The organism is Paenibacillus sp. WC2504 (assembly GCF_052682475.1).
The window spans coordinates 1,143,278-1,162,434 of the sequence record NZ_JBQZFH010000001.1 but is presented as its reverse complement, the minus strand read 5'-3'; the positions used below and the strand labels follow the sequence as shown (position 1 = coordinate 1,162,434).

Below are 19,157 nucleotides of genomic sequence, written 5' to 3'. Positions count from 1 at the left end.
AAGCTTGCTCCCTCCTTATGAAACGGGAATAAATGGCGCGAAGTCGGTCATCTTCCTCGTTTGCAAGTCTTTTATAGTCATCGTCTGATGAAGTTGGTTAAGCAGAAAATATTTGTACTGGTACACGACCTGCAAATGGGCCGGCTTAATTTCCTCAATGGCCGCCTGCAGGTCACCCAAGTTCGGCGGCGTACCCAACGTGTCGACGAAGCGCACGGTGAACTGATACAACTCCGGCTGCTGCTTGACCTCGACGGCACCACGTTCATACGCGCTGGCCACGCTATGCAGCAGCTCAACGGTGACGGTGCCGACACCGCGCAGCTTCGCATGGATCACCGCCCGGCGCTGATCGTCAGGCTTGCCCGGCACCGTCGCGATGCCGAGCTCAGCCTCCCAGGCATCCAGCCCCCACGTAGCGGAGCTGACAAAGAACTGCTGCAGTGTCTCCTCCAGGGAGACACGCAATTGATCCAGCTCCGCGCCCTGCGCTTGCAGGATAGAGTCCATGACCCGCGACGTTTCGTAATAGTCGGGCAAGTAGCCCTTCATGCGCCTTCCGCTTGGGGAAGTGACGAAACTCATGTGAGCGTCACCTCCCCCAAGACAGCAACGCGACCTGCACCTACCACAACGTTGGCGCTCATACCATTCACCAGCAGATTGCTGTAATCTTGCACCCCCTGTGTATCGAGCAGCAGAGAACCAATACGAACGTAACGTACGTTGGGATCAGAAGAGAACGCCAGTTCGGATAAATAGTTACGAACAGCCACGGCGAAATCTTGTTTCACCTGATCGAGCGTTCTTGTGCCATTCAAGGAAAGATTGGCCTGCAGAGCGATGGCAATTTCAGAAGCCGGCTCGACGGTAACGATCGCACCGATCGGTGCTTTGCCCGTCAGTGGCGGAGCCGGGTAAATATACTGCTGCACGGCAGCCACGGTGGAAGGGGACGCGCTTCTTTTATCCGTGCCGATGATGACAACCTTCACCGTCCCGGGGCCGTTCCATAGCGGCTGCACCTGAGCAGCTCCAACGCCGGCAATATCAAGCGCCCAGTTGAGATAGTCAGCTCGATTACCGCTTGTACCTGGGGAGCGTACTTTGGCATAATAACGGTTCAGCAGCGAGCTATCGCTTTCAGTATCTTCACCGCCGACCATCGGGGTGACATTCGTCACGCTGGTGATTCCGGCGACCGGCGCTACAACGAAGACAATGGACTCACTCGGAACATTACTGCCCAAACCTCCTAATACAGCCTGAGCTTCCAATGTCACGCTGCCCGAGCTGTCGATAACAGCGGGGACCATCGTTTCAAAAAGCAAGGAAGCCGTCCCCTGCACGGCATCCGCCAATGTGCCGATACGAGTGCCTAGTGGAACCACCGTACCCGGCGAACCCGTAAACCGTAAGGTCCCGGCGGCCTTCACCGCAGCCTTACGCATTACTCCGTGCTCCGCACAACGCAGGTCCAGATAAGGACCGTAAGTCGTTCCGGCAAATCCCCGCCGCAAGACTTCCTGCGATTGAATCGCCGCCAGCGCTAGCTCAATAGAGGCCGGAGCCAATGCATCCCACATGTAGGAACCTTCTGATTTATCCAAATCAGAAGGCAAACTGCCCAGCATTCGGCCCCGAATCGCTTCTTCGGTTTGTTCAGACAGATAATTCGGTATAATGATCATATTAATTAATCACAACACTTCCTTGAATATTTTTCTTATCGCCTCGCACATTCGTAATTTGACATTGAAACGAACACTCGCTTTGATTCCACGTCCATGTAAAAGGCCCTACACTCGCCGTACGCGGATCAACCATCAGGGTCTCTTTCGTAATACGGGCAATTTCCATTTCATTCGCTGGTTTGGACAATTGTCTGGCTATCAAATCATCAAACTCCTGACCATAAGCCCGTGAATAGGCCAGATAAGTATAGCGCTGGGTGAGCAGAGCTTTCTGACACCATTGCAACCAAGCCTCCGTGTCTCTGCATTCGGCTATTCGTCCAGTCTGCGTCAACACGAACTCCCCAAGGGCATAATCAAACTTCGGACTACGTCCAAATCCAACTGTTCCCCTTCCTGTACCTGTTCCCAGCAATGGCAGCTCACTCTTTTCTGTAACCGCGAGCGGAAATAAATTCGGCATCTATTTCACCACCTTGCACAAAATTACGGCATCATTCCCATCATTCACAGGTATGACCAGCACACGGTCCCCCACCTTCAAGCCGGATTGAAACGCAATCCGTACTTCTTCAACCTCTGATTCGGAAAAAGCGAATCTTCCTTGCCCGGTTACCGGCACATTACCACTGGTTAAGCCCGTAACCGTACCGCTGATCGTAAAAGACGGCAGAAACAGCTTGGTCATCCAATCCGCCACATAGTAGTCAGAAATCTCATGTTTGAAACCATCAAGTTTCAACCCGCCTGCTGTGATTGTCCCTAGCTCAGCGGGCATTCCTGCTACAGCCGAGCTCGCATGGACAGACATGCGGTTGTCTAGTGCAGCTGCCAGCTTGTTATACGGATTCATTCATATAAAACCTCCTTCGAACCAACTCAGGGCTGCCCAGTTCCAGCACCATTTTGCCGGGATCCCCAAGCTCGTGTCTGACCGTCATGGCAATCAACTCCATCCCGCTTCCAGCCAGATCGACCTTATCACCAGCACGAATTGTGTTAATATCGAGCGATGTTACGCTAATTGTTTCCTGTATGCCGGAAAGCATGGCTTTCGCCGCTTCTTTGGCTTCGCTAATGGATCGATAGCTGCTGTCCTGCACGATTTTCTGCAGTGTACCCAGTTCGGCATACTCGCCTTCTTCGATAACTAAAACTTGGGCTGCGCCCTCATCTCCTGCATCTTTGGTCCCGAGTACTTTCACTTTGGTTACTGCACCTTCCAGCGTTCGTTTTTGCATGATGTTCATCACATTTTCACTCGGCTCCAGCGACCATACGACAGAGTTAGAGCCAATTTCCACTAGCTCAAGACCGTTTACTGTCATTCGTGGCCGATACATGGGTCCGCCTTTTCGAGCGGTTTCTTTCAAATCTTTCATAATCATGTTGTAAATCGTCTCTGCACGATAGATGGACTTCGCCAACTTAACTTTCGTGTCCGGCAAATCCCCCACATTAATATTCCAGCCCGTGGCATAACGGCGTATGCGTTCACTTGCCGTCATTCCTGCCGGAAACACAAATTCATCCTCCGACTTAGCCAAATAAATCGTACGATCATACATCGTCACCGTCAGCCGATCCGCCCGTTCATAGCTATTCTCGCACTGCCAGACAACGGCGGGATGGAGTAAATCTTCTTGCTTCGAACTACCGTAGGGTACTCCTATGACTCGTACATCCTGACCTGGTTTCATACCTGGAAAATCCGGAGTGACGACGATTGTAGCCTGTGCCCTGTATGAAATTTCATCAAGCGCCTCTTCAAGTGTCAGCTCATAAATGAAGTCTCGAAGCGCATAGGACCCATCCAGCCAAATATCATAAGATCCATCCGAAAGGTTATTTGTCATACCGGCATCACCAACTCCTGCCCAGGTAAAATCAGATCAGGATCGTCGCCGATAAGCGTACGATTCCCTTCGTAGAGGTCACGCCAGCGGCTGCCTGAACCGAGCTTCATTTTCGCAATAGACCAAAGTGAATCACCCGGCTGTACCTGATAAGTAGCAGAAACCGGCTTAATATCAGGCCTTGTCTGTCCACCCGAACTGCCGCTGCGCTCATCCAGTGTTCTAATTTTGTATTCTTTCCATGTACGAAAAATGAGATCAAAATACACATCGCCAGGCTCCCCGCCCTTGAAGCTGCTATTATGAGCAGACAGCATTACAAGTACGTTGACATCTGTGCCAGTGATGATAAGCCGAAGCGGATCTCGCCCCTCCATCCACGTATTAAGCTGATTCATCGCCGTTTGGGGATCAGGCAGCTGCTTATATTTGCAATAACTCGCATCGTACACCGCCGGGAAAAAGGATGAGAAAGCAATCTCCTTCACTTTTACACCTTGCGGAACATCCAACTCACCGCCACGGATTATAGTGATGGTTTCAAAGCTCTTGTCGCGTCGAATATTAACTTCGGACGGATTTACCGGAAACCATAGGGAAATGCCGTTTGGATCCTCCAATGTAAAATTCATTTCTTTAGTATCCATAGGCTCGGCCTCCGTTCTCCGCACGATTTTGGATAGCTGCTCCAATTTGCATAACAATCTGGTGACCGATGGTAATCGCCAGTTCCTCCATATCCACTTTCTCCTTCGGCATATTAACCGTAACTCCAGCCACAGAAATGTTGTAATTGTTCGAAGCAACGCCTTCACTCACTCCAGCACTCGCTGCAGAAGCGGACATCAAAATAGTCTCGCGCCCTGCGGGCAACAGCTCAGTTCGTGCCTCTTTCGGAGGTTCTTTTTCTTTCCCCGAAAACCATTTATTGACGATCAACTCTCCTGCTTTATCCCCCAACCAGCCACCGATAATGCCCCCAACAGCCGTACCGGCGCCAGGAACAATTGAACCGGCGAATGCACCCAGAGCAGCTCCAGCCACACCGGCGCCTGCTTGGATCGCAGCGCCTACTTTATTGTCCGAGGTCAGAATATCCAGTGCAGACAACCCGATACCTAATGGTTTGAGCACTTTACCTGTCGTTCTGAGCAGCTTGGAGGCTCGGCTAAACTTACCTAACCGGTTAGACGTTCTTGGCTCAGCCGGATGTCCTCCTCTATCGCTTTGATCGATTTGACGACCTAGGTCCTGTCCGCCGTTTCTCGTTCTAACCCTCGATTTGTTCCTACCGCCGCCTGGGCTCGTATTTGAACGGTCACCTGCCCGTGTTCTGGTCCTGGCTCCCGCCTTATTCTTCGACCTCGCGCCTGTCTTGTTCTTCGTCTTGGTACCTGATTTGGATTTGGTCTTCGAATCGGCATCAGATTTCGTACGTTTACCGACATTATCCTTGCAAGGGTCCTTGCATTTCTCTTTCTTACCGCCGTTTCCGGCAAACAAGCCTTTTAGAATTTTGAGCCCCTGTGCAAAGCTTTTAAATCCATTGCCAAAAGCCTCGAAGGCCTCACCAAGTAACTTCACAATCTCGGCCATGATCAAAAGTCGGTCAAGCCACTTGTCCAGCTGACCTTTCTCAGGTGGGGCAGCAATGATTACAGCCGCAGTTGCTGAAGCGGACGCCGAAGCTTTCGCCTTTCCTTCCAAACTTCCGGAAAACTCGCCGCCAAGACCTTGCAGCAACTCTCGAAGCTGCTTCGCCGTCCGAATAATTTGATCGTTGATCATTAGTTTCACATCAACCTTCGTATGTCCCAAGTCCGCCAGCTGTAACAGCATGCGGTCTATGACAAAAGAAAAGTAATCCCGACCAGCAATCGCAGGTCTTGCCGTAATCTGACTCAGCTTGGTTCCGGCCTCAGCCGCTTTGTTAAATAAGCCCATCAGCCGCTGCGTTGATGCTCCTGTCCGTTCTACCAAACTGCGCAATCGCTCTTGCGCAGCCATGACTCGTGCCAAATTATTAATCGTCACGATTTCACTCATCACTTCACCTCCTTGCGCGTTCACGCTCCCGCTCAAGCGCATGTTCATGCTCCAGCTCTAATTCCATACTGGCAAGCAGGAACTGCTGCTCCCCGCGAGGTAATGTCCAGAATACTCCGGGGCGCAGATGATGACGCATCCATATCGCGTGGAGCATTGCCGGCAGCCCCCCGGAGGTAATTAGTTTTTTACTTCATCCAGCGTTGTATTAAATCCGCTCAAGTCCAGCACTTCATCGCCAAGCGCAGACAGTTCGCCTGCGAGCAAGATGCGCTTAATCACTTCCTCACCGGAGCTGGCCTGGTACTTCGCAAGCAGCCGAGGGTCCCCCCAATTGGGGGAGACGGTTGCAGCGAAGATTAGAGCGACGTTGAACTGCTCTTCATCGAGCCTATCGGTCTGTACACCTCGACGATCAGCGCGTTCTGTGCATCGTTCACGGAGTGTGAACACCTGCTTTCCAGTCAGACCTCGCAATAAAATGGGAACACCGAATCTAGCGATTGTCACGGTTTTCTCCGGGAGTTGATCAGCCTCAAGCAGCTTTTGCAAAATTTGTTCATCTGTTAACATCATTTATTCCTCCTTAAGTTCAACTGATTAAATAGCCCTGATAGGATCATTAAGCGTGTAGCCTTCAAATGTAAATGCTACTTCTTCCTTCACTTCCTCCCCTGCTGTCCAATTGGCCAACTGAAGCTTATCCAGCATGACATTGTTGAGCGTAATCCGCTCGAAACCATATGCATCAGGATCATTCAACTTGGATACAAGACTAAATTTGTCAAATCCTCTGGCGATCATATCGCTCGTAACTTTGAAACCGCTGAGTGTCCCGGTGCCTTTCATAGCACCTTTTTTATGCCGAACCCACGGGTCTCCCGCAAGCTGGAGCTCTTTCTTCTGCATCTCCACATTCGCTTCCAAATGATTGAAATTAGTCTGCCATACACCACCGATAAATACCGAACCATATGTTCCTAAAATTACTCTGCTCGCATCTAAACTCATTCGTAATCCCCCTTAATGTACGATAAAAGTGCCAAAAATTTGTTCCATCACATCGGTCAACTGCGCATCCCACTTGATATATACTTGATCAGGTTCTGGTGTCAGTTCAGCGCTTTCTCCGTAATAAGCCGGGTCCAGATATACATCAAAGCTCGTTGCTTCAATGACACCGGCTTGTGCCAATGTCTGCATATACTGCTTGGCTGACTCCACCAGAGCAAGACGCCCTTCCTCCGTGTTATTTACTTTTCCGATATATCCCTCTTCCGCCGTTCGCAGAAGATCCTGATTGATGGCATCCATAACACGAATCGTACGGATTTTCTTCCAAGCTGCATTTTGGCCTTGGCGCAATGAAACGAGTGAATTCATTCCACGCAGCGTTTTCACTCTCTGACCGTCATGATACAGCAGGAAAACGCCGTTTTTCACTGAACTCTCCTGCTCGCTGCGCGTCCATCTCCGTGTCACGTCACTGAACGGAGCAGCCGCGTAAGTCGTAGATTCACTCAGCTTTTGACCCGCAATCAGCCCCGCTACATAGGCTGCTACCCATGACGAGCTATAACTTGTACCCGCGAGGATTGCTCCTGTCCCGACGTTGACAATCGCTTCATGATTAAACAACGCGCTGCGTGCCGCTGCTCGACTGGCTGCATCGGAAGCCGTATCATCAGCAGTAGAACCGCCTAGCACCGTTATGATGCCTTTCCCTTCAGAGCGCAATCGACTCGTCCAAGCAGCTACCGATGCTTGAATGCCTGTATCTGTAACTCCATCCAGCGCAAGCACATGGAATTCCTGTGTCTCCAGCGCGCTCAAAGCATTCAGGTAGTCGGCTGAGGCAATCCCGCTGATACCCGAGCTGCCGCCAGTTAGCGCACTGCCTGAGACGGCAGCTAACGTACCATTGCCAGGGGCAAGAACGGTTGCTGTCAGCCAAGGATTACCGCTGTCTTGATTTAAAACATCTGCTGCAGCCTGAACGGTACTGCCCGTGAATGTAAATGTCTTCAGAACAGAGGAGCCTTCAAGAAGCTTTAAATCCTTTTTCGACGCATCCACAGCATTCGTCTGAATAATGATCGAGAAGCTGTTACCTCGTGTCCCTTCGTACTTAGCTTCTAATTTCAATACATTGGCCGAAGCCGAGTCTTTCAGCGTTAAAGATGCTTTGGCTGCTGTGGTATCCGCAATTCGGTATGCCAGCACCTTCTTCGGCTTACCCAGCAAGGCCAGCTTCAAAATCGCTTGTGCGGAAGCCGAGCCGCTTTGATCGCGACCGAACGCATCATAGATGCCCTGCTCACTCGTTATTTCAACAAACTGTCTCACTGCTCCCCAATTTGCTTTAACCGGCACGGCAACAACACCTTGACTCCCCGGCAAGATCGCACTTAGCGCCGCCGCCTCAAAATTCATATAAAATCCCGGTAATACCGGTCGATCCGTTTCACTCCAAGCTCCACCCGCCATTATTCCTGCACCTTCCTTTGTAAAAAGTTTTGAACGGCTTGATTGACATATGCGATCTCATACATCGTTTCGGAATCTCCTTGTAAGGCACCAACAATCACTTCCGGAGTACAATCAAAGAGCGCTCTTGAATTTGCCATTAGTTCTTCCTTGTCATACAGTACGATTTCATCACTCGTCATACTGCTTGTTTGCGTTTTGTCTTGTTTCAAATTCAGTCACCTCATTCTTAAATTTTTGGTTCCGTGTGGATACCAGCTATCAACGGATTCGAACTTTGCGTAACCCCCGCAGCCCCCGTCAACGTCACTGTCAGTACGCCTGTAGACAAATCACCCGAGCGAATCGTTGCCTGAGCTTCCAAGACTGTTAACCACCTGCCGCCTAACCCGCCAAGAGGCAATTTGGCATGCTCAGCTAAGCCAAGCATCAGCACTTGCGCTGCCAGCTGATATTCACTTGCCGATCTAGCGGCAATATGGCCGACGAATTGCTTGGACAGCTGCTGAACGCCTCGCGAGGCTGCTGCGCTATGCCAACCTGTACACTGCCATGAGACTGCGGGTCGGCAGGTTCCATTGAAACCTCGATAGACACGCCATTGCCCACCAAGTGCGGTTTCGGTGAATTGTGAGATAGCCTCCAGCCACGATTCGACGACAGGCTTGATCTGCTTTAGCAGAAAGACGGCTTTCATAGAAGATCTGCCTTGTGCATCAAGAGCCTGTCCTGCCGGCAGCGATGTAATTTGCGCCGTATACAGTCCACCGTCCACTTGAATGGTGCCCTCCTCCGGCTCCAGCATACGGCCAATGAGCCGCCAGATTCTCTCCTGTGCACCCTCAGCGGTTGCGCTTCTAACCAGCAGGCTCAGCTTGCGCCAACTGCCAGGAGCGTCCAGCTTGAATTCCGCGCTACCTCCGACATGGCATAGGATAATGGCCTCATTAGAGTTCTGAGATTCGCTATCCACGAACAGGTCCGTGCCGATCGTTCCCTCTCCTTTCGCTTGTAAAAACAGCGCCAATTGTTTGGCCATGTTAATCATTCATTCTCTCACCTCTTCTCTTGTTTTTTTGTTTTGAAATTCAAAACATTTTTTTCTTTACCGCAACCACATCCTTTCATCTACTCCCAATGAGCCTTGCTTAAAGGTTTCAGGAGATTAATTACTTCGTTCTTCTTCAGCAGCATCACCGCCTTCTTGGTCTACACATTGATCTTACCATGCCTCCACTCTCATGCATTGCCAACAAGCGGCCAACAAGCAACCACATTAACCAAGTGTCCGGACCACCTCCGCCCTAAGCATATAGGCCAGTTTCTCCATCGCACGTGCCTTCACCCTTCGATAAGTACGCTCGCTCATATTCACCTCGTAACATAGCAAGTAATCCAGCACTTTCTCCTTCTGCAAATAACGTCTCCGTATAATCGCTTCCTCCTGCTCGTCCAGCCGCGACAGCGCCTGCTCAACTTCAGCTTGTAAGAGCGCTGCTTGCTCTTCCGGTGCAGATGCTACGATATATTCAGCGGGCATTTCCGCCACCTTACTCACATTATGCATCCCGCCATCTCTGCGAACTCTTCCGAGCGTCTGGTGCAAACGAACGGTCTCCAGCAGACTCTCCACCCTTTTCCGCGTAGCCCGCTTGTCTATCTGATCTTGCTCTATGTGTAAAATTTGTTCCAACATCCTCATCATCTCCCAAAATTTGTCGTTTTGAAATTATAAACAAATCATACGCTAAACTTGTTTATAATTTCAACACAAAAGTTTTGAGAAACGAAAAAAACGCTTGTTTTTTGTACCTCAAACCATTTACAATAAGGAACAGGTGATGAATCGATGAAAGATATGGTCCAGTTCGGCCTTCAAATCCGGCAGCTGCGCAAGATGAACCATTTTACCCTTAGAGAGCTTGGAGAGCGGTCCGGTGTTAGTTATTCATTTATTAACTCCATAGAAAATAACCGCTTTAACCCATCTAGGGAAACGGTGATTGCGTTAGCTGATGCGCTTAATTCCGCTGACAAGGACGAGCTCTTGCTGCTCGCAGGCTTTGCGCCGACGGATGAAGAGTCACTGGATGCCCCTTCCGGACCTGGGGTTAGCGATATCGATGATCCTGAGGTCAGCCTATTTTTCAAGGACTTCCAAAGTGCGCCTAAGGAACGACGGGACGAAATGCTTCGGTTCTGGCATTTCATCAAAGAGCAGCAGATTAACCGTACGCCGGATAGCGAGCAATAGTACATATGATAGGAAGTTAAGCCCCTTGGGCTTTTCTTTATCCCTATAAATCGAACATATATTCTCATTTCAATCATAACGAGGTGTTTTCCCTGTTTACTCACTATCAAACAACCCCTCTGGAACAATGGGTCGAAGCTTTATATGAGCAGCATGAAATCACAATACCTTCTCAGCTTTGCATGACGCATTTGGCTGCTAAGCTACGCATTTGGGTGTATACCATGGATATGAACAGTATGGCGATCGAAAGTAACGGGCAATTCAGCATTAATGTTGACCGTCGTCTCTCCCCCAAGGAGCAGTGGGAAGATTTCTTGCACGAACTCTGCCATGTTCTTCGGCACTCCGGCAACCAGATGGCAATGCCTGATCGTTATGTAAATTGGCAGGAACAGGACGCATCCGCTTTCCAACTCTACGCGGCGCTTCCCCTCTCCATGCTGAGAAACCTCGCTCTGCCTGAGAACAAAAATGAATTGATCGCCTATCTTTCTGAAGAATTCCAGGTCACTTACCGACTTGCCAAAGCTAGGATCGATCAAATTGAGAGGCGTGTCCTGCAGGGATCCCTGGACTACGAGTTTCAACAATATACCCAAAATCAGACAAACAAGAAATACGATCCATCCAATTGGTCCGAAGCTACCCGTTTAATCATGAATAAGCTGGAGTTTTTAAAATCTAGGGGGGTGCCTGCAGGTGGCAAAGCTAACCGTCTTTTATGATTATCATGAAGAGGGCATCGTTCCCATCCTTCTATCGCTGCGGTTTCGGCCTAACGAGCTTGATTTTAGCAAAAATTCGCTTTATGTGCCGCTGGGAGCGCCTTTTCAGCAGCTGAACATGGACGAGATTAACGAGTTCGATGCCGGCATCACCGTGCTGTTGGAGGACCTCATTGTCCATCCGGAGCGTCCCCATGCCATTGGTATCTCCCTCTCCAGTTTGAAGCTTCGACATGCTGCACATCTAGAAGGACTCTTCGATATCCAGCAGCTATGGCTGCGGATGAATGACATCGAAGAAGTGCTTCAGATGGAGGTGCGCACTTTGTACCCTTGGCATAACTCGCACAAGCCCCTCAAATAAAAAATCCCACACATCCATGAACAATGTTCATCCGATGTATGGGATAGGATTACCTATTCACTAATATAAGAGCAGATATAATCACTAACGGTTTTCACATCAAGCTTGAATTTTGCATTCGCCGGAACAGTGAACTCACCTTGTCCATTGATGCTGATCCACTCGCTGCTGCCTGGAAGAAGTACGTTCAGCTCACCAGCTTGGATTTCCATAATTTCTTTCACATCAGTTCCGAATTCATACTCACCCGGAAGCAAAATTCCCAATGTTTTTTTCGTACCATCCGCGAATTGTACCGTGCGGCTTGTTACTTTACCATCGAAATATACGTTAGCTTTCGTCAATACCGTTACATTTTCAAAGCTGGACATGATCAATAGTTCCCCCTCTAAAATGGCTATAAAATAAGGCCAAGCCCACGCATGGTGGGCTATGGCTTTGTGAATAACGCGGCTATGTTTGTTCTAAGCCAATAGAGCTTTGACTCTAGCTACAACGTTCTCTGGTGAGAAGCCGTACTCTTTCAGAACCAAATCGCCAGGCGCAGATGCACCGAACGTGGAAATACCCAAGATGGAACCTTCGTCGCCAACATAACGCTCCCAACCAAGTGGGAATGCCATCTCAACAGCTAGGCGCTTTTTGACATCTGGAAGAATGACGGAATCTTTGTACTCTTTGGACTGTTTCTCGAACAGTTCCAAGCTTGGCAAGCTGACAACGCGAACGCTGATGCCTTCAGCTTGAAGCAGCTTTTGCGCCGCGACAGCCAATTGTACTTCGGAACCTGTTGCAAGAATTTGAGCATCCGGCTTACCGTTAGCTGCATCGGATACTACGTATCCACCTTTACTCAGGTTCGCTTTTGCACCTTCAACCGTTCCTTCGAGGATCGGCAGATTTTGACGAGTCAATACGAGCGCAACTGGTCCTTTAGCTTCAGCAATCGCATAACGCCAAGCTTCGGAAGTTTCGTTTCCGTCAGCCGGACGAATAACCGTAATGCCCGGAATGACACGCAGCGCTGGCAATTGCTCAATCGGCTCATGCGTCGGTCCATCTTCGCCAACTGCGATACTATCGTGTGTAAGAACATAGATAACCGGAAGCTGCATAAGTGCCGCTAGACGGATGGATGCACGCAGGTAGTCGGAGAACACGAAGAATGTTGCACCGTATACTTTCACGCCGCCGTGAAGTGCCATACCGTTCATGGCTGTACCCATACCGAACTCACGAACACCAAACCATACATTGCGGCCCGCATAGTTGCTCGCGCTGTAGTTGGATTCGCCTTTGATCATCGTATTATTGGAGCTCGCTAGATCCGCGGAACCACCAATCAACTGTGGAAGCAAAGGAGCAATCGCGTTGATCGCATTACCCGAAGCGACACGAGTTGCCATAGGCTTGTCCGATGTGCTGTAAACCGGAAGGTTCGCATCCCAACCTCCTGGCAGTTCGTTATTAACCGCTGCGCTGAATTGGTTACCCAATTCCGGATAAGCTTTAATGTAATCATTCAAAAGTGTGCTCCAAGCTTGTTCAGCTGCAGCGCCTTCTTTACCAATTTCCGCATAGTGAGCACGAACTTCATCAGGAACCAAGAAGTCCGGCTCTTCCGGCCAGCCGTATGCTTGTTTCGTCAATTTCACTTCGTCGCCGCCAAGTGGGGATCCGTGAGGTCCAACGTGTCCGCCTTTTCCACCTTTGTTCGGGCTACCGAAACCGATTGTCGTTTTCACTTCAATCAAAGTCGGACGAGTTGTGTCAGCTTTCGCTTCGGCAATCGCTTTGGAGATTGCAGCCAGATCATTCTGCTCTTCTACGCGCAGCACTTGCCAGCCATAAGCTTCAAAACGTGCATGAACGTTCTCGGAGAATGCCATATTCAGCTCGCCATCCAGCGAGATATCATTTGAATCGTAAAGCATAATCAATTTGCCCAGTTTCAGGTGAGCCGCCAAGGATACCGCTTCAGAGGAAACGCCTTCCATCATGTCACCATCGCCACAGATCGCGTATGTATAGTGGTCGATAACAGGGAAGTTTTCTTTGTTATATGTTTCTCTCAGGTGAGCTTCCGCCATTGCCATACCTACAGCCATACCAATCCCTTGTCCAAGTGGACCGGTTGTTGCGTCAACACCTGGTGTGTGACCGTATTCCGGATGTCCTGGTGTTTTGCTTCCCCATTGACGGAAGTTTTTGATCTCTTCGATCGGCAAATCATATCCACACAAGTGAAGAAGGCTGTATAGGAGCATGGAACCGTGACCCGCAGAAAGTACGAAACGGTCACGATTAACCCATTTCGGATTCGCTGGGTTGTGCTTCATATGCTGCTTCCACAGCACGTACGCCATTGGAGCAGCCCCCATGACCATACCAGGGTGACCGGATTTAGCTTTCTCAACGGCATCGATACCTAACGTACGAATCGTGTCAACTGCTAATTGTTCGATTGTTTTATTTGTTGCTGTCATTTCGAAAATTCCCTCCTATATGTCTCTACTTACCTAAGTCATAACTTGTACATACAAGTGACTTTTCTCGCTTGCATTATTGTACCATTTGCTTTGAGGCTTTGCCACAATAAACCGTTAAAACTCATCGGATTTGCGCTTACCAGCAAAAAAAAGACTGCACCCTAATTGGATACAGTCTAGTTTTCCCATCAATTGAAAACAACAGTCTTATTATTATGAACAATAATGCGATCTTCCACATGCCAAGCAACAGCTCTGGCTAGAACGATTCGTTCAATATGACGGCCGATTCGCTTCAAGTCCTCCACATTATCGCGGTGGCTAACCCGTTGAACGTCCTGTTCAATAATAGGTCCACCATCTAATTCTTCCGTCACATAATGTGCGGTTGCGCCAATAATTTTCACGCCGCGGTTATGCGCTTGGGCATACGGCTTGCCGCCTACAAAGGCAGGCAAGAACGAATGATGAATATTGATGATGCGGTTTGAGTAATGCTTGATGAAAGATGGCGAGACGATCTGCATATAGCGGGCCAGTACAATAGCATCCACTTTGTCTCCCACTACTTCCAGCTGGCGGCGTTCCGCTTCAGCCTTCGTATCTGCCGTAACCGGAATATGGTAATACGGAATGCCGAAAGGCTCTACCAGCGATTGCATGTCTGGGTGATTGGAGATCACCATCGCAATATCCGCATTCAAATCGCCTGCACGCCAGTGCCAAAGAAGCTCAAGCAACGCATGATCTTCCTTCGAAACAAAGATCGCGATACGCTTCTTTTGACTAGCTAGTGACAGGCTCCAATCCATAGAGAACTTGTCAGCAACGACAGAGAAAGCCTCTTTCAACTGCTGGACGCGGTTCTCCAACTCCTCCAAGTCGAACTCGATGCGGATGAAGAACATACCGCCTTCCGGATCCATCGTGTACTGGTCGGACTGCACGATATTCGCTCCATATTCAAACAAAAACTGTGACACTGCCGCCACGATGCCCGGCTGATCCGGACAGGAGATCAACATTCTAGCTCTATTCGCCCATTCGCTCTCCCTGCGAGTCAGGCTGTTTGCATTTCCCCGTTCCATGTGAATCCCCCTAGTTGCTTTCTACTCGAAAGCTATCTGTATTAAGCCTTCTTCAATATATCCTGACCGGCAAGCCAAACGATAAGACGTTGGTTAAGCTGCTCCTCGCTCAGGTCGGACAACAATCTTTCCTCATGCAAAATATCGTACAAGCGCTCTAACGGCTCGCGGCCGTCCGCTTTTTTCGCTTTCGCATCGTTTTTCAAAATCTCCCAAGTTTTCAGCACATAATCGCGGAAATGAATATCTTTTTTGCCAAACATATGGTCGATTCGCTCTACATGATCCAGGAACTCTTCGCCGAAGCGGCCTTTGAGGTTACCGGACAAGAGGGCAATCTCCGCTTCGTACATCGGACGCTGCGTTTTGTCTTCTTTTCCAATCCAAGGCGTCTCTAGAATCATTGGCAAATGCTGCAGCTTCTCATGATTAGCCACATTATTCATCGCTTCAAAGCCAATCCAGCCTGAGCCTAACGGCGCATGACGGTCTTTCGCAGCCCCGCGAGGATTTTTACTGTCGTTTAAGTGAACAACGCCTAATTTCTCTAAGCCAATAACTTTATCGAAATGATGCAGAACGCCATCCAGATCATTCACAATATCATAACCAGCATCGTGAATGTGGCAAGTGTCCATACAAACCGTAAGTTTGTTGTTAAACTCCACGCGCTCCATAATTTCCGCAATTTCCTCGAAGCTGCGGCCAATTTCGGTACCCTTGCCTGCCATAGTTTCCAGAGCAATATTCACGTCTGTGTCCTTCACGCCTGCCAGTACTTCATTCAAACCTTCAGCGATGCGTTCAATGCCATACTCCGCATCCTTGTCCGTGTAGGCACCTGGGTGAAGAACGATATTGCGCACACCGATGTAGGCCGTCCGACGAATCTCTTCTTGAAGGAAGCGAACAGCCAGTTCAAAGGTATCCTCTTTATAGGAACCCAAGTTAATGATGTAAGGAGCATGAACGACAATTTCGTTCATTGCATGCTTGTCCATCAAAGCTTTGCCTTCTTCAATGTATTGATCTTCAATGGGTTTGCGGCGCGTATTTTGTGGTGCGCCTGTGTATATCATAAACGTGGAAGAACCGTATGAAACTGCTTCTTCAGCTGCATTTAACAAGCCTTTATCTGAGAACGAAACGTGTGAGCCAATTTTGGGCATGATTCATTGCTCCTTTATTGAGTGTCTATCTGCTACCTTCCTATTTTACTCGGATTGTCGCAAGAAATCTAGAAATAAGGTATAATTCTTATCATATATGACCGTTTGGTAGTGAGGTGACAAATAAATGGCTAACGATTTTTTCATGTGGTTCATTATTTTCTGGGTGTTTGTCCTGCTGTTCTTCATGTCTGTAGGCGGATACTTCATGTTCCGCAAGTTCCTGAAGGTACTCCCCAAAGAGGACGGAAAGTCAAAGCTCGATTGGCAGAACCATTATGTCGATAATTCTCGCCATCTATGGACGGAAGATTCCAAAGCCTTTCTGGATCAGTTAGTTTCTCCCGTGCCAACAGCTTTTAGAGATATTGCCAAGCACTCCATCGCTGCTCGCATCGGACAGGTTGCTCTGGAGGCCAATGCTAATGAGGTAACAAGAGCTCACTGTATCGAGGGGTATATACTTGCGACTCCGAAGCGTGACTACCGCAGCTTAACCAGCTTCCTTGAGAGAGAGCAGATCGACTATAGCGCCTATAAGCATTTGCTTCAGTAAATGAAAAAGCCACCCCTTATAATCAAGGGATGGCTTTATTTATTATGACGGCTGTCAAACAGACTCATGGTCATGCCTCCTATGTCGTAAATAAAAATGCGGAGGCTTCAAAACCGGAATAACAAATCTGCGAATTTCCGGACAACTCAGCACTTAATTTTTCCAAACGCTCGTTGGCGCAGTCCTTACAGTGACACAGAGGGATCGTAGTCTTATAATACCCTGTTTTGAAGACTTTCTCCGCGTTGTTTCTGGACATCACCGATTCGCATTTCACGCAATACACCATATCTAAGCTAAACATAAATTTCTCCCCTTTACTGAATCTTAATGTCGTTTATTGTTACATTATGTATATATAAATGATTATAAGATACATTTCGTAACTTAACAAGGGGTTTGTTCCTATTAACAGATATAATTGACTATGACATCATCGTAATAGCGATCTGGTTCGTAGCTTTTCGTGATCCTAGCAAATTCTTTATTATGTAAAGTTGCAAGTTGATTTATTTCATAAAGCAATTCGAATTCTACGTAGTCATTAGGTTGAACTGCCGCTTTATACAAATAAATATCTTTGTTCTTGCTCACAAGGTCTATGCAACCTTCGCAATGGAACGTTCGATTCGCAACGATAAGCTCGAAGCCGTAGATGATTTCGTTATCCGTAGGTAAAATCAATGAACTTTCGAAAGTAAATTGTGACTTCTCTAATTCCAAAATATCGATTATTGCATACTTCGTATGTATATTTCTCGCGTACATTTGAACAATTGTTAATTTACCTTCTAAAGGAGTAGTCAGTGTTAATTTGCTTCTTTTTCCGATCGTCAAAGCCTTCACACCACCTTAATACATATTGTATCTAGTCAAATGAATCTTTGCTTTGTTATAATGGTTTTCTGGTATATTTGGTTAAACACAGTGGATATAATGGTAGAAAAATAAACAGTGAGGAATGATCAAGCTGAAGTATGGAGACCGTATTGCCCTCTTACGTGAAAAGAGAGGACTGACCCAAGAAGAATTATCCATTAAAATTGGCATATCTAGGGCATCCCTTTCTCACTATGAAACAAGTCGTCGTGAGCCCGATTACGAAACCATTAATAAAATAGCGAACTTTTTTAATGTTTCCATTGACTATTTGCTTGGACGCACGAACCTTCAGCAAACTGTTCTTGATAACGATGTTCGGGACTTTGTAGAAAATCTTGATTTAACAGATGAAAATATTTTGCAAAAGTTTTCATTGACCGTTGATGGCCGAAAGCTTTCACCAGATGAAGCAAAACGGTTCATTGCCTTTGTAAGGGCTGAGCGTTCGTTGGAGTAGTTGATTGCCGAGCAAGTTGTACTTTATGAGCCTGAAATTTCTGTTTGTCGATGCCAAGATAGAGAAGAATCTGATGAATATCGATTGAAATCTTAAGTTCTTGATTCATATACGGACCTACTCCCAACGCTCAGCTTTTCTTAAAAAGTAAAAAATCATTCTCCGTTATATACGATACATTATGTATCTGTCATGAGACAGAATAGCGATGTTCGCTTGCTACTGCTTATTTACACCGATATACTTTAAGGTTACGGATGGCGCGGACTGATTAAACAAATCTCTAAGTACAGAGACATTTTTCGTTTTTAAATAGTAGTGATAGCCATATGTTTTACGGAGTGTGTGGGTGCCAATATCTGTTAAACCAACTTGTTTCGCCGCTTGATTTAAAATTCGATAAACACGAATTCTCTTGATGGGATTACCCGTTCGTTGGGACGGAAATAAGTAATTATCCTCGTCCATATATTGAATATACTCCTTGATAAAGGCCTTAAGCTGTGAAGAAAGCTGGAATGTCTTGACTTTACCCGTTTTTTCCTCCCGAACACTTACCACATTTCGATCCCTCACATCTTTTACTTTCAATGATAAAAGATCGCTGAGATGGAGTCCGGAATTAATCCCGATTGTGAAGAGAAGCCAGTCCCGAATCGATTGTTCTTTTAAAACTTCTTGTAATTGTTCAATTTTCTCTTGATCTCTTATCGGTTGAACAACTTGCATGAATAGCACCTCACATGACCATAATCAAATTTCATTGTATGTATCTATATTTTGCTATTGCATATGAACTCAAGGTACTCTATTCTATCAATCCTCCTAATTATTGTATGTTACATATTGTATCACAAATTTGATAAATGATCTATGCCTTTTCCTGTTCTCAAACGGTAATATCTACGGTATAATTCTTAATAGAGAACGTTTTCATCGTTTAATCACTCATGGAGGGAGGCCACGTACATTGTTAAAAGTTGCTAGGTTTCTATTCATCCTTCTCATTTTCAGTGCTATTACGTTTCCAGTTTCCGCTTATGCTTCGGGTTATGAGTCAGGCACTTCTCAGAAAAACAGTTTCTTA

25 protein-coding genes are annotated in these 19,157 nt (G+C 47.6%); 5 read left to right on the top strand and 20 right to left on the bottom strand.

The features are described from left to right. Window positions 1-15: 15 nt before the first annotated feature. The 14 genes from ACUN27_RS05255 to ACUN27_RS05190 form a co-directional block, all read right to left on the bottom strand. Complete coding sequence (locus ACUN27_RS05255; protein ID WP_445558518.1) at window positions 16-585, bottom strand: putative phage tail protein; 570 nt, start codon at window positions 583-585, stop codon at window positions 16-18. Then, the gene (locus ACUN27_RS05250) at window positions 582-1,691 is read right to left on the bottom strand and encodes a baseplate J/gp47 family protein (RefSeq protein ID WP_445558517.1); all 1,110 of its coding nucleotides are present in this window, start codon (window positions 1,689-1,691) and stop codon (window positions 582-584) included. The genes ACUN27_RS05255 and ACUN27_RS05250 overlap by 4 nt, the downstream gene beginning before the upstream one ends. 1 nt (window position 1,692) lies before the next feature. Continuing rightward, window positions 1,693-2,157 (bottom strand): DUF2634 domain-containing protein, encoded by a 465-nt coding sequence (locus tag ACUN27_RS05245; RefSeq protein ID WP_445558516.1) that lies wholly within the window; start codon window positions 2,155-2,157, stop codon window positions 1,693-1,695. Next, a complete protein-coding gene (locus ACUN27_RS05240) occupies window positions 2,158-2,547 on the bottom strand; it encodes a hypothetical protein (protein ID WP_445558515.1) in 390 nt (129 codons plus the stop codon). After that, entirely contained in the window at window positions 2,534-3,550 is a 1,017-nt protein-coding gene (locus ACUN27_RS05235) for an XkdQ/YqbQ family protein (RefSeq protein ID WP_445558514.1), read from the bottom strand. The genes ACUN27_RS05240 and ACUN27_RS05235 overlap by 14 nt, the downstream gene beginning before the upstream one ends. Further along, window positions 3,547-4,197, bottom strand: coding sequence for a LysM peptidoglycan-binding domain-containing protein (locus ACUN27_RS05230; protein WP_445558513.1), 651 nt, complete (start codon window positions 4,195-4,197; stop codon window positions 3,547-3,549). Before ACUN27_RS05230 ends, ACUN27_RS05235 begins: the two co-directional genes overlap by 4 nt. Then, window positions 4,187-5,596 carry a hypothetical protein gene (locus ACUN27_RS05225; protein ID WP_445558512.1) on the bottom strand — a complete coding sequence of 470 codons (1,410 nt, stop codon included), beginning with the start codon at window positions 5,594-5,596 and terminating at the stop codon, window positions 4,187-4,189. The genes ACUN27_RS05230 and ACUN27_RS05225 overlap by 11 nt, the downstream gene beginning before the upstream one ends. A 4-nt stretch (window positions 5,597-5,600) precedes the next feature. After that, entirely contained in the window at window positions 5,601-5,735 is a 135-nt protein-coding gene (locus ACUN27_RS05220; RefSeq protein WP_445558511.1) for a hypothetical protein, read from the bottom strand. A 41-nt stretch (window positions 5,736-5,776) separates the two neighbouring features. Further along, complete coding sequence (locus tag ACUN27_RS05215; RefSeq protein ID WP_161407761.1) at window positions 5,777-6,169, bottom strand: phage tail assembly chaperone; 393 nt, start codon at window positions 6,167-6,169, stop codon at window positions 5,777-5,779. Window positions 6,170-6,196: 27 nt separating this feature from the next. Then, on the bottom strand, window positions 6,197-6,607 hold the full coding sequence (locus tag ACUN27_RS05210) for a phage tail tube protein (RefSeq protein ID WP_127455468.1): 411 nt from the start codon (window positions 6,605-6,607) through the stop codon (window positions 6,197-6,199). Between the two features lie 12 nt (window positions 6,608-6,619). Further along, window positions 6,620-8,083, bottom strand: coding sequence for a phage tail sheath subtilisin-like domain-containing protein (locus ACUN27_RS05205; protein WP_315953896.1), 1,464 nt, complete (start codon window positions 8,081-8,083; stop codon window positions 6,620-6,622). After that, window positions 8,083-8,295 carry a hypothetical protein gene (locus ACUN27_RS05200; protein ID WP_315953895.1) on the bottom strand — a complete coding sequence of 71 codons (213 nt, stop codon included), beginning with the start codon at window positions 8,293-8,295 and terminating at the stop codon, window positions 8,083-8,085. The genes ACUN27_RS05205 and ACUN27_RS05200 overlap by 1 nt, the downstream gene beginning before the upstream one ends. A gap of 17 nt (window positions 8,296-8,312) precedes the next feature. Beyond that, a complete protein-coding gene (locus tag ACUN27_RS05195) occupies window positions 8,313-9,131 on the bottom strand; it encodes a minor capsid protein (protein ID WP_315953894.1) in 819 nt (272 codons plus the stop codon). Between the two features lie 228 nt (window positions 9,132-9,359). Further along, a complete protein-coding gene (locus ACUN27_RS05190; protein ID WP_315953893.1) occupies window positions 9,360-9,779 on the bottom strand; it encodes an ArpU family phage packaging/lysis transcriptional regulator in 420 nt (139 codons plus the stop codon). A 153-nt stretch (window positions 9,780-9,932) separates the two neighbouring features. Here ACUN27_RS05190 and ACUN27_RS05185 point away from each other — a divergent pair, with 153 nt between their 5' ends. The 3 genes from ACUN27_RS05185 to ACUN27_RS05175 all read left to right on the top strand — a co-directional run bounded on the left by ACUN27_RS05185 (window position 9,933) and on the right by ACUN27_RS05175 (window position 11,429). After that, a complete protein-coding gene (locus tag ACUN27_RS05185; RefSeq protein WP_315953892.1) occupies window positions 9,933-10,337 on the top strand; it encodes a helix-turn-helix domain-containing protein in 405 nt (134 codons plus the stop codon). A gap of 182 nt (window positions 10,338-10,519) precedes the next feature. Next, a complete protein-coding gene (locus ACUN27_RS05180; RefSeq protein ID WP_315953891.1) occupies window positions 10,520-11,065 on the top strand; it encodes an ImmA/IrrE family metallo-endopeptidase in 546 nt (181 codons plus the stop codon). Continuing rightward, complete coding sequence (locus ACUN27_RS05175) at window positions 11,040-11,429, top strand: hypothetical protein (protein ID WP_315953890.1); 390 nt, start codon at window positions 11,040-11,042, stop codon at window positions 11,427-11,429. Before ACUN27_RS05180 ends, ACUN27_RS05175 begins: the two co-directional genes overlap by 26 nt. Window positions 11,430-11,482: 53 nt before the next feature. Here ACUN27_RS05175 and ppnP read toward each other — a convergent pair whose 3' ends face one another. The 4 genes from ppnP to ACUN27_RS05155 form a co-directional block, all read right to left on the bottom strand. After that, a complete protein-coding gene (gene ppnP, locus ACUN27_RS05170; RefSeq protein WP_157317957.1) occupies window positions 11,483-11,800 on the bottom strand; it encodes a pyrimidine/purine nucleoside phosphorylase in 318 nt (105 codons plus the stop codon). Window positions 11,801-11,893: 93 nt separating this feature from the next. Then, complete coding sequence (gene tkt / locus ACUN27_RS05165; protein WP_445558510.1) at window positions 11,894-13,915, bottom strand: transketolase; 2,022 nt, start codon at window positions 13,913-13,915, stop codon at window positions 11,894-11,896. Window positions 13,916-14,106: 191 nt separating this feature from the next. After that, window positions 14,107-15,006 (bottom strand): formyltetrahydrofolate deformylase, encoded by a 900-nt coding sequence (gene purU / locus ACUN27_RS05160; RefSeq protein ID WP_315953888.1) that lies wholly within the window; start codon window positions 15,004-15,006, stop codon window positions 14,107-14,109. Window positions 15,007-15,047: 41 nt separating this feature from the next. Beyond that, window positions 15,048-16,175 (bottom strand): deoxyribonuclease IV, encoded by a 1,128-nt coding sequence (locus ACUN27_RS05155; protein ID WP_127455457.1) that lies wholly within the window; start codon window positions 16,173-16,175, stop codon window positions 15,048-15,050. 127 nt (window positions 16,176-16,302) lie between these two features. Here ACUN27_RS05155 and ACUN27_RS05150 point away from each other — a divergent pair, with 127 nt between their 5' ends. Continuing rightward, the gene (locus ACUN27_RS05150; RefSeq protein WP_315953887.1) at window positions 16,303-16,731 is read left to right on the top strand and encodes a DUF2621 domain-containing protein; all 429 of its coding nucleotides are present in this window, start codon (window positions 16,303-16,305) and stop codon (window positions 16,729-16,731) included. 408 nt (window positions 16,732-17,139) lie between these two features. Here the strand turns inward: ACUN27_RS05150 and ACUN27_RS05145 are convergent, their stop codons facing one another. Next, window positions 17,140-17,568 (bottom strand): hypothetical protein, encoded by a 429-nt coding sequence (locus tag ACUN27_RS05145; RefSeq protein ID WP_326059253.1) that lies wholly within the window; start codon window positions 17,566-17,568, stop codon window positions 17,140-17,142. 133 nt (window positions 17,569-17,701) lie between these two features. Here ACUN27_RS05145 and ACUN27_RS05140 point away from each other — a divergent pair, with 133 nt between their 5' ends. Continuing rightward, on the top strand, window positions 17,702-18,070 hold the full coding sequence (locus tag ACUN27_RS05140; protein WP_174806797.1) for a helix-turn-helix domain-containing protein: 369 nt from the start codon (window positions 17,702-17,704) through the stop codon (window positions 18,068-18,070). Window positions 18,071-18,289: 219 nt separating this feature from the next. On the opposite strand, the gene ACUN27_RS05135 is transcribed toward ACUN27_RS05140, so the two are convergent. Further along, entirely contained in the window at window positions 18,290-18,799 is a 510-nt protein-coding gene (locus tag ACUN27_RS05135; RefSeq protein ID WP_315953884.1) for a tyrosine-type recombinase/integrase, read from the bottom strand. Window positions 18,800-19,157: the final 358 nt, after the last annotated feature.

Bases quoted from the DNA above. Each gene is read 5' to 3' on its own strand.
- ACUN27_RS05255 (WP_445558518.1), bottom strand. From the start codon at position 585: ATGAGTTTCGTCACTTCCCCAAGCGGAAGGCGCATGAAGGGCTACTTG.
- ACUN27_RS05250 (WP_445558517.1), bottom strand. From the start codon at position 1,691: ATGATCATTATACCGAATTATCTGTCTGAACAAACCGAAGAAGCGATT.
- ACUN27_RS05245 (WP_445558516.1), bottom strand. From the start codon at position 2,157: ATGCCGAATTTATTTCCGCTCGCGGTTACAGAAAAGAGTGAGCTGCCA.
- ACUN27_RS05240 (WP_445558515.1), bottom strand. From the start codon at position 2,547: ATGAATCCGTATAACAAGCTGGCAGCTGCACTAGACAACCGCATGTCT.
- ACUN27_RS05235 (WP_445558514.1), bottom strand. From the start codon at position 3,550: ATGACAAATAACCTTTCGGATGGATCTTATGATATTTGGCTGGATGGG.
- ACUN27_RS05230 (WP_445558513.1), bottom strand. From the start codon at position 4,197: ATGGATACTAAAGAAATGAATTTTACATTGGAGGATCCAAACGGCATT.
- ACUN27_RS05225 (WP_445558512.1), bottom strand. From the start codon at position 5,596: ATGAGTGAAATCGTGACGATTAATAATTTGGCACGAGTCATGGCTGCG.
- ACUN27_RS05220 (WP_445558511.1), bottom strand. From the start codon at position 5,735: ATGCGTCATCATCTGCGCCCCGGAGTATTCTGGACATTACCTCGCGGG.
- ACUN27_RS05215 (WP_161407761.1), bottom strand. From the start codon at position 6,169: ATGTTAACAGATGAACAAATTTTGCAAAAGCTGCTTGAGGCTGATCAA.
- ACUN27_RS05210 (WP_127455468.1), bottom strand. From the start codon at position 6,607: ATGAGTTTAGATGCGAGCAGAGTAATTTTAGGAACATATGGTTCGGTA.
- ACUN27_RS05205 (WP_315953896.1), bottom strand. From the start codon at position 8,083: ATGGCGGGTGGAGCTTGGAGTGAAACGGATCGACCGGTATTACCGGGA.
- ACUN27_RS05195 (WP_315953894.1), bottom strand. From the start codon at position 9,131: ATGATTAACATGGCCAAACAATTGGCGCTGTTTTTACAAGCGAAAGGA.
- ACUN27_RS05190 (WP_315953893.1), bottom strand. From the start codon at position 9,779: ATGTTGGAACAAATTTTACACATAGAGCAAGATCAGATAGACAAGCGG.
- ACUN27_RS05185 (WP_315953892.1), top strand. From the start codon at position 9,933: ATGAAAGATATGGTCCAGTTCGGCCTTCAAATCCGGCAGCTGCGCAAG.
- ACUN27_RS05180 (WP_315953891.1), top strand. From the start codon at position 10,520: ATGACGCATTTGGCTGCTAAGCTACGCATTTGGGTGTATACCATGGAT.
- ppnP (WP_157317957.1), bottom strand. From the start codon at position 11,800: ATGTCCAGCTTTGAAAATGTAACGGTATTGACGAAAGCTAACGTATAT.
- tkt (WP_445558510.1), bottom strand. From the start codon at position 13,915: ATGACAGCAACAAATAAAACAATCGAACAATTAGCAGTTGACACGATT.
- purU (WP_315953888.1), bottom strand. From the start codon at position 15,006: ATGGAACGGGGAAATGCAAACAGCCTGACTCGCAGGGAGAGCGAATGG.
- ACUN27_RS05155 (WP_127455457.1), bottom strand. From the start codon at position 16,175: ATGCCCAAAATTGGCTCACACGTTTCGTTCTCAGATAAAGGCTTGTTA.
- ACUN27_RS05150 (WP_315953887.1), top strand. From the start codon at position 16,303: ATGGCTAACGATTTTTTCATGTGGTTCATTATTTTCTGGGTGTTTGTC.
- ACUN27_RS05135 (WP_315953884.1), bottom strand. From the start codon at position 18,799: ATGCAAGTTGTTCAACCGATAAGAGATCAAGAGAAAATTGAACAATTA.